The organism is Eubacterium sp. AF22-8LB (assembly GCF_003458715.1).
In the GTDB taxonomy this organism is placed as follows: Bacteria; Bacillota_I; Bacilli_A; order Erysipelotrichales; family Erysipelotrichaceae; genus Holdemanella.
This window is the reverse complement of record NZ_QRVI01000002.1, coordinates 122405-129048: the sequence shown is the minus strand read 5'-3', so window position 1 is coordinate 129048 and position 6644 is coordinate 122405. Positions and strand designations below refer to the sequence as shown.

9 protein-coding genes and 1 pseudogene are annotated in these 6644 nt (G+C 28.6%); all 10 read right to left on the bottom strand.

Annotated features, from left to right (window positions below):
* Positions 1–53: 53 nt before the first annotated feature.
* Positions 54–563 carry an isoprenylcysteine carboxylmethyltransferase family protein gene (locus DWY01_RS01610; RefSeq protein ID WP_117992590.1) on the bottom strand — a complete coding sequence of 170 codons (510 nt, stop codon included), beginning with the start codon at positions 561–563 and terminating at the stop codon, positions 54–56.
* On the bottom strand, positions 551–982 hold the full coding sequence (locus tag DWY01_RS01605) for a hypothetical protein (protein WP_117992589.1): 432 nt from the start codon (positions 980–982) through the stop codon (positions 551–553). The genes DWY01_RS01610 and DWY01_RS01605 overlap by 13 nt, the downstream gene beginning before the upstream one ends.
* Entirely contained in the window at positions 975–1424 is a 450-nt protein-coding gene (locus DWY01_RS01600) for a LytTR family DNA-binding domain-containing protein (protein WP_158553631.1), read from the bottom strand. The genes DWY01_RS01605 and DWY01_RS01600 overlap by 8 nt, the downstream gene beginning before the upstream one ends.
* A gap of 117 nt (positions 1425–1541) precedes the next feature.
* Complete coding sequence (locus DWY01_RS01595) at positions 1542–1766, bottom strand: hypothetical protein (RefSeq protein ID WP_117992587.1); 225 nt, start codon at positions 1764–1766, stop codon at positions 1542–1544.
* Positions 1763–1963: pseudogene (locus tag DWY01_RS01590) on the bottom strand (class I SAM-dependent methyltransferase); the annotation flags it as partial. The pseudogene DWY01_RS01590 and the gene DWY01_RS01595, both read right to left, overlap by 4 nt.
* Positions 1964–2279: 316 nt before the next feature.
* Positions 2280–3368: a radical SAM protein gene (locus DWY01_RS01585; protein WP_158553630.1), complete on the bottom strand. Its 1089-nt coding sequence runs from the start codon at positions 3366–3368 to the stop codon at positions 2280–2282.
* A gap of 16 nt (positions 3369–3384) precedes the next feature.
* A complete protein-coding gene (locus DWY01_RS01580) occupies positions 3385–4176 on the bottom strand; it encodes an ABC transporter permease (protein ID WP_117992585.1) in 792 nt (263 codons plus the stop codon).
* Positions 4177–4179: 3 nt separating this feature from the next.
* The gene (locus DWY01_RS01575) at positions 4180–4965 is read right to left on the bottom strand and encodes an ABC-2 family transporter protein (RefSeq protein WP_117992584.1); all 786 of its coding nucleotides are present in this window, start codon (positions 4963–4965) and stop codon (positions 4180–4182) included.
* A 1-nt stretch (position 4966) separates the two neighbouring features.
* A complete protein-coding gene (locus DWY01_RS01570) occupies positions 4967–5881 on the bottom strand; it encodes an ATP-binding cassette domain-containing protein (protein WP_199519821.1) in 915 nt (304 codons plus the stop codon).
* 81 nt (positions 5882–5962) lie between these two features.
* The gene (locus tag DWY01_RS01565; RefSeq protein ID WP_117992582.1) at positions 5963–6643 is read right to left on the bottom strand and encodes a PIG-L deacetylase family protein; all 681 of its coding nucleotides are present in this window, start codon (positions 6641–6643) and stop codon (positions 5963–5965) included.
* Position 6644 lies beyond the last annotated feature (1 nt).

The following is a 6644-nucleotide window of genomic DNA, read 5'->3' as shown; positions in this document are numbered from 1 at the left end:
GTCAATATTGTACATTCTTAAATGATCAAAACTGTACATTTTTAAGTTGACATTTATAAAACTAAGCTACAAATAAGCACTATCAATATAGCAAAGAGATTTTTTAATATAATACTCAGACCTAATAAAGACAAAATGCTTCCAGTATAAGCAGGGTGGCGAACAAATTTATACATACCGTCTGTTACTAGCTGTTGCTCCTTACTAATCTGAACATTTAATGTAAATGATTTTTTTAAAGTTAAAACAGCCTTTATACGAATACAAATACCGAATACCATAATTAACATGCCAATTTTTTCGAAATAAGCAGGCAACATCAATTTTCTTATATAAAACGGAGCTTTTTGACTAACGCACCAAAAACTAACTATCAAACAGAATACAAAATTTAAATACAACAGCCATTTAGTTCCTAAATCGCTAGTATCAATTTTTACGGTCTTTTTTTGCTTTGAATGTGTATAACAGAAAATAAATATTTCAGAAACAAGTAATAATATAAGCAATACATTGAATACATGATATTCAAAAGTACCGCTAAATTTTGTTATATCTCCCATTGCTGTTTCCTCTTATCTCTTAATTCTAACAAGCTGTTTATTTCAGAAGCTTGTTTTTTTGAAATGTAATAAAAATAAAAATGAATAGCTAACATTACCAAAATATAAATACATGAATACCATATAATATCAATGGCATTAAATACAAACCATTTTCCAATAAATGCCATAGTAATAGTTATCGGATAGAGCATAATCATTTCGACAATAAAATGATATATGTACTTTCTAAAATCTATAAAGGATAAAAGTAAATCGACAACTATTGATACAATAAGATAAATAAATACTTGTAGAATGAAAAAGCAAAATCCATCTTTGAAATATCCTGTTACAAGGTTGCTTATCGTTGCATACAAAACAATAAATGTAAATGCTATTGAAAGTGCAGGAAGATATGTTTTAAAAATTTTATTCATAATAGGCACTCCTTATTTTATCTCGTAAACTTGAAATATATTTTCTTGAAACAATCAGATTTTCCTTATTGTTGAGTTCCGCCAGTAATCTATGATTAGGATACGGCTTAACGCAGGCTAAACATGAGATGTTTAATAGGACTGTTTTGCTTATCCTTATGATATTTGCTTTTATTAAATCTTGTTCTATAACTGAAAGTTTTTTCTTACATTCAAAGATTTTTTGTTGGGTATAAATAAATGTTCTTTTATCAACAGTTTCAAAATATAAGATTTTATTTAAGGGTATCTGATACAATTTATTATCAAAAGTTCCTTGTATAAGATATTCTTGCTGACGGATATATTGAATAATACTATTTAAAGATTGAGTCATATTTGAATATCTTATATCTATTTCTGTTTCAATTAAATTTTCTTTTTTCAATATTTGCAATTTCAATGTAATTTCCTCCATGTACTTTGATAAGATTCTAATATTCTTAAAAGTCAATTACTAGTAATTTAAATTCAAATACCCTTAACTATATTTAAAATGCCCTAATTTTGTTTCAGTCGTCTAAATCCTTGTCTTTTTAGTAATCGTATAAATATGTTCCTCTGGGGTTGGCCGCTTATTCCCAAAGTATCGTTTTAAATTTTCCTGCACGTCTGCGTCTGTACTTTCCATAGTTTCGTCTATGGTGTCTTGTAGCATAGCACGAAATTCAGACACAGAAACACCTTGAGCTTCAGCACCAACTTTCATAATATATTTCATATCTCGTTTTTTAAGTCCTATCATATAGGAAATGGTTTCCAAAAATCTGCCAATAACAAATATCGGTTCTTTTCTAACACTCTATAAAATTCGTTAATCGCTTTTTGCGGGTTAGGATAGTGATGAAAACTATCCGTACACACCAGTAAATCAAATTTTTTATTTTCAAATGGTAAATTTTCTGCGAACCCAAGTAATAAATTTTCTTTATGTAGACCTTTTTCTTCTGCTTGCCGCTAATACAAAATGCCCGAATAGCTGATAAAATTGGGCTATTCGGGCATTTGAGAAGATTTGAAAAGATAAGGAAAAAGGTACATATAATTTAATAGTCAAATATCTTGAAGAGTATAAATCAGATGCACGTGAAAATTTTAGGATTCTATTAATGGATAAATTTCCAGATAATCAATGGTCTATAAATGATAATCTAAATATGTATATAAAGGATCACTTATCCACATCTAATATTGTAAAACTTTCCAATTAAATTTGACACTTACCTATAAAAGCAAAATCTAACGAAATCTTGTTTTTTTACATCCATTCTATGTCATTGCCATAATCTATTGGCCATCCCAGATAATCTATAAATTCTGGTGCATATTTTTTTATTCTACAAAGTATATTAATACATTCATTAATTTTATTTCTGGCACAAAAATGTTTGCATTGTTTGGATGGATTAATTTTATTAATCTCGCTATTTCTTATTTTGACCATATTTTCCCAACTAGTAGGAATTTCTGTGCCGTCAGTCAATCCTCTAAAATATGAACAAGGATAAATGCCACTAGGTGTTAATACAGTTCTATAATAACATGCTTCACATATTGTGTACTTTTTTTCTTGATTCATTTGGGAATAGTTGATTGATGAAGGATAAATAATAGAAAATGTATCATCACACAATTCATTTTTAATTTTATTAATTTGTTTTTTTATTTCTTCTTTTATTTTATCATCAATCTGAGTAATTTCTCTATCTTTAAAATTAAGTTCAGGCTTTACTTCTATATATTTTACATTTAATTCTTTTACATATTTTGCACAATTATATATTTCTTTATAATTGTTTGGAAGAATTAAAAAGCTAATTCCAACAGTTTTATATTTAGCAATTTTCTTTACAGAATCCGTTATAGATTTAAATACATTTAAACTACATCCATGAACGACTGAATGTGTATGTGCGTTTGAAGAATCCAAACTAATTCTAATCCAATCAAAAGGTGCATTTATAATATCATCACAATATTTATGTAAGTTACTCCCATTTGATATTAATGCTATTCTGTACTGAAGTAATGATAGTAACTTGATCAAATCTTTAAAATGAGTATATGTAGTAGGTTCTCCTCCACCTGTTAACTCAACACAACTACATCCTTGCATTTTCAAATCAACTAATAGTTGTTTTAAAATTCCCCAATCTATTTCAAGATTATCTTTATTTACTGTTTCTTGGTCAACACAATGGTTACAATGAAAATTGCATTTTTTAGAAACATCTAAAGTTAATATAGGACTAACTTGAGATTCAAAATTTCCTTCCACAATTTTCTTGGTAAATTCCCAATTTGTTTTTGAAAACATTTTTTGTTCATGATTTAGTCTATCATCCATATTCATCACCTACTTTCTAAGAACCTGAACCATTATATCTTTTCAGTCCTCTTCGCCATAAAAAGGCTCCTATCACACCATAAATCATGTCGACTAAAGCAATCATAATGACATACACCCAATGCACATTCACTTTATTTAACAGAATTAAAGATGGATAATAATTTACCAAACCATACGGTAATAGTACCGTAACAATAAACTTAAATGCCTTATTAAATATACTTATCGGATAATGTTGTACACTTTCCTGTATTTCATTTGTACTATATAAAATAGATTTTGATTTCATGGTCCAAAAAGATATACAGCTTACTGAAAAAAGAATCGCGGTAAATACATACACTCCATTTATAATTGAAACTATAAATCCAAGCATAAAACCAACTGTAATTTGGATATGTAACATTTTTGCCGCAAATAAAGCTCCAATCATTCCCGTTGTGAAATCACATAAATCTGTAATACTAATTTTTTCAGATGCTAATTGTAAAAGAGGACTCACCGGTCTTAATAGGAACCGGTCAAATGTTCCATTCACAATATGATTCTCTAAATCACTAATATGTCTAAAAAAAGTATTATGAAATCCTAAACAAGATAAGAATAAACAATAATTAAAAACTATCTGCCAAAAAGTCCATTCATTTAGTGTATGAAAGTTTTTCAACATGACCCAGATCAAGAGAATAGAAGAACCGTTGATCATGATAAGTCCGAAGAATCCCGCAATAAAACTTGAACGATATTCAGCAAATCGTTTTAAGCCTGCTTTTATTAGATCAAAATATAGTTGAATACTTTCCATACCCTAACCTCCTTGTACAACGATTTTCTTCGATACACATTTCCACATAAAGCGTCCAATCAAAGATAATATAAAAATCCAAATCACTTGAAAACAAACGGTTTGAAAGAGATTGCCATTTCGAATAAAAAGAAGCAATGGCTCGTAAAATACATATTTAAAAGGTAACCAGTTTATTATTCTTAAAAGAAAATCCGGATAAAACCATAAAGGAACCACTTGTCCTGAACAAAATGCAATCAGGGCATGAAAAATATAGAGATATCCTTCTAGATCAAGACTTAAAAAACAAATTAAAGATAAAATATAATTCATTGAAAACAACAATAAAAAGCCAAGTACGAAAGTAATTAAAGCTCCAATTATATTCACATTTAGCTCTAGTTTAAAAAACCAAGTTGATATTAAAAAAGAAGGAATTGTGAAAACGCAAAGATTAACCAACGTTGAAGAAAGAGTTCTCAAAAACAATTGTGTTTGTAATTCCATTGGCTTGAGTAAATCACATATAATTCTTCCATTTTTTATATTTTCTTCCACATAAATATGTGGACCATCCCACCAAGTAAATGCCTGTGATAAAGAAATTGAAAATATACTATAAAGCAGCATTTGATTTAGATCAATATTTCCAAACAAAGAAGCATTCTGCTTATATAATGTCATCCATAACATTGCATAGGCATAGATTCGTATAAACACATTGACTAATGTCATGCAAAAAGCAGATTTATAAGCTGTTAAAGATGAATATTGTTGTTTTAAATAAGCCCATAAAACACGATACATATTAACATACCTCTTTGATTACATCTTCTATTTCTAGATCCTTGATTGAAAAATCTGCAACCTCTGTATTTTTTAATAAACAGCTCACAATATCTGTAACCGAATAAAGTTTGTAATTGTATTGAATCAGCATAGTTTTATCATCTAAATTTTGTATACGAAGATCTTGAAAGTCTTTTAAAAACTTTAATTCATCAATAGAATACGTCTTATTAAATACAACTTTTAAATTTCGATACCGTATATATTTTTCCTTTACACTCTCTAAATCTCCATCATATAACATTCGCCCATGATTGATTAAAATTACTCGATTACATAATTTTTCCACATCCTGCATATCATGTGTTGTCAAAAATACAGTTACCTTCTTTGTTCTATTTAACTCCAAAATAAATTCTCTTAACCTATCCTTTGTTGCCACATCCAAACCAATAGTTGGTTCATCTAAAAACAATATGGATGGATCATGTATCAATGCTGCAATTAAATCACACTTCATTCTTTGGCCCAAACTCATCTGTCTTACTGGCAAATTCAAAAATTCTTTTACCTGCAGCATATCTGCATATTCTTCTACTCTATCTTTAAAATCACAATCTGAAACTTTATAAATCTCTTTTAACAGTTTTAAACTTTCTATAGCTGGAATATCCCACCAAAGCTGACTCTTCTGGCCAAAAACAACCCCAATATGTTTAGAGTTTTCTTTTCTATACTTTAAAGGATCTTTTCCAAATACTTTAATCATTCCACTATTTGGCATCAAGATTCCTGTTAACATTTTTATTGTGGTACTTTTTCCAGCACCATTTGGTCCAATATAGCCAACAATATCCCCTTTACGTATACAAAAACTCATATCATCCACAGCTATAAAATCTTTAAAGTCAGGATAAATAATATTTTTAATCATATTTTTTAACCCACTCTTTTTCTGATATGTGCGGTATATTTTCCGTACATTCGTAATTTCTATAATGTTTTCCATCAATTGTCACCTATACATACTATATAAAAGGTTAATTCCCAATAAGGAATTTTGTTTCCATCCCATCCAAAATGTTTTATCAAATATAATACCTTCTGCATAAAATGTTGAACATTCTATGCCTCTTTTTTGATGATTTATTTTGTATTTATATAATAACGAAGGTAATTTTTTTAATCCGTACTTGTGCTTTTTTAATATCATTAATGCTTGTGAGAAAACATCGGATACGTCAACATTAAATTCTGGTTTAAAATTAATAGAAGAAAACGTTTCATAATATGCCAATTGATTAACCATCCATCCCGAGTAATATTTTGAATTGTTTTGTGCTTCAAATATTGATTTTTTTATTATACTAGTTACATGCATATGTGTAGGATTAAAATCGTTCTCCCATGGAAGAAAAATGAAATTTGGTTTTAGTTTTCTCAAAATATCTGATATATTATCTAAATTTTTATATGCATCAAAAAAAATACAATCTGCATTAAACACTTCACAGGCTTCCCTTTGTTCTTCCAATCTAATCCTTTTTTGAGATTGATCTGTACAATCTACTATATCAAAACAAGTATTACATAACACAGTGATATGGTACTGTTCTTTATTCAGTTTAAACAATATTCCTCCACACCCAAATTCTACATCATCTGGGTGTGGTGCAACCGCCATTACTTCTATCATT

What these genes read in the sequence shown, in the direction of transcription:
- DWY01_RS01610 (WP_117992590.1), bottom strand. Translation starts at nt 563, where the DNA reads ATGGGAGATATAACAAAATTTAGCGGTACTTTTGAATATCATGTATTC.
- DWY01_RS01605 (WP_117992589.1), bottom strand. Translation starts at nt 982, where the DNA reads ATGAATAAAATTTTTAAAACATATCTTCCTGCACTTTCAATAGCATTT.
- DWY01_RS01595 (WP_117992587.1), bottom strand. Translation starts at nt 1,766, where the DNA reads ATGATAGGACTTAAAAAACGAGATATGAAATATATTATGAAAGTTGGT.
- DWY01_RS01585 (WP_158553630.1), bottom strand. Translation starts at nt 3,368, where the DNA reads ATGGATGATAGACTAAATCATGAACAAAAAATGTTTTCAAAAACAAAT.
- DWY01_RS01580 (WP_117992585.1), bottom strand. Translation starts at nt 4,176, where the DNA reads ATGGAAAGTATTCAACTATATTTTGATCTAATAAAAGCAGGCTTAAAA.
- DWY01_RS01575 (WP_117992584.1), bottom strand. Translation starts at nt 4,965, where the DNA reads ATGTATCGTGTTTTATGGGCTTATTTAAAACAACAATATTCATCTTTA.
- DWY01_RS01570 (WP_199519821.1), bottom strand. Translation starts at nt 5,881, where the DNA reads ATGATTAAAAATATTATTTATCCTGACTTTAAAGATTTTATAGCTGTG.
- DWY01_RS01565 (WP_117992582.1), bottom strand. Translation starts at nt 6,643, where the DNA reads ATGATAGAAGTAATGGCGGTTGCACCACACCCAGATGATGTAGAATTT.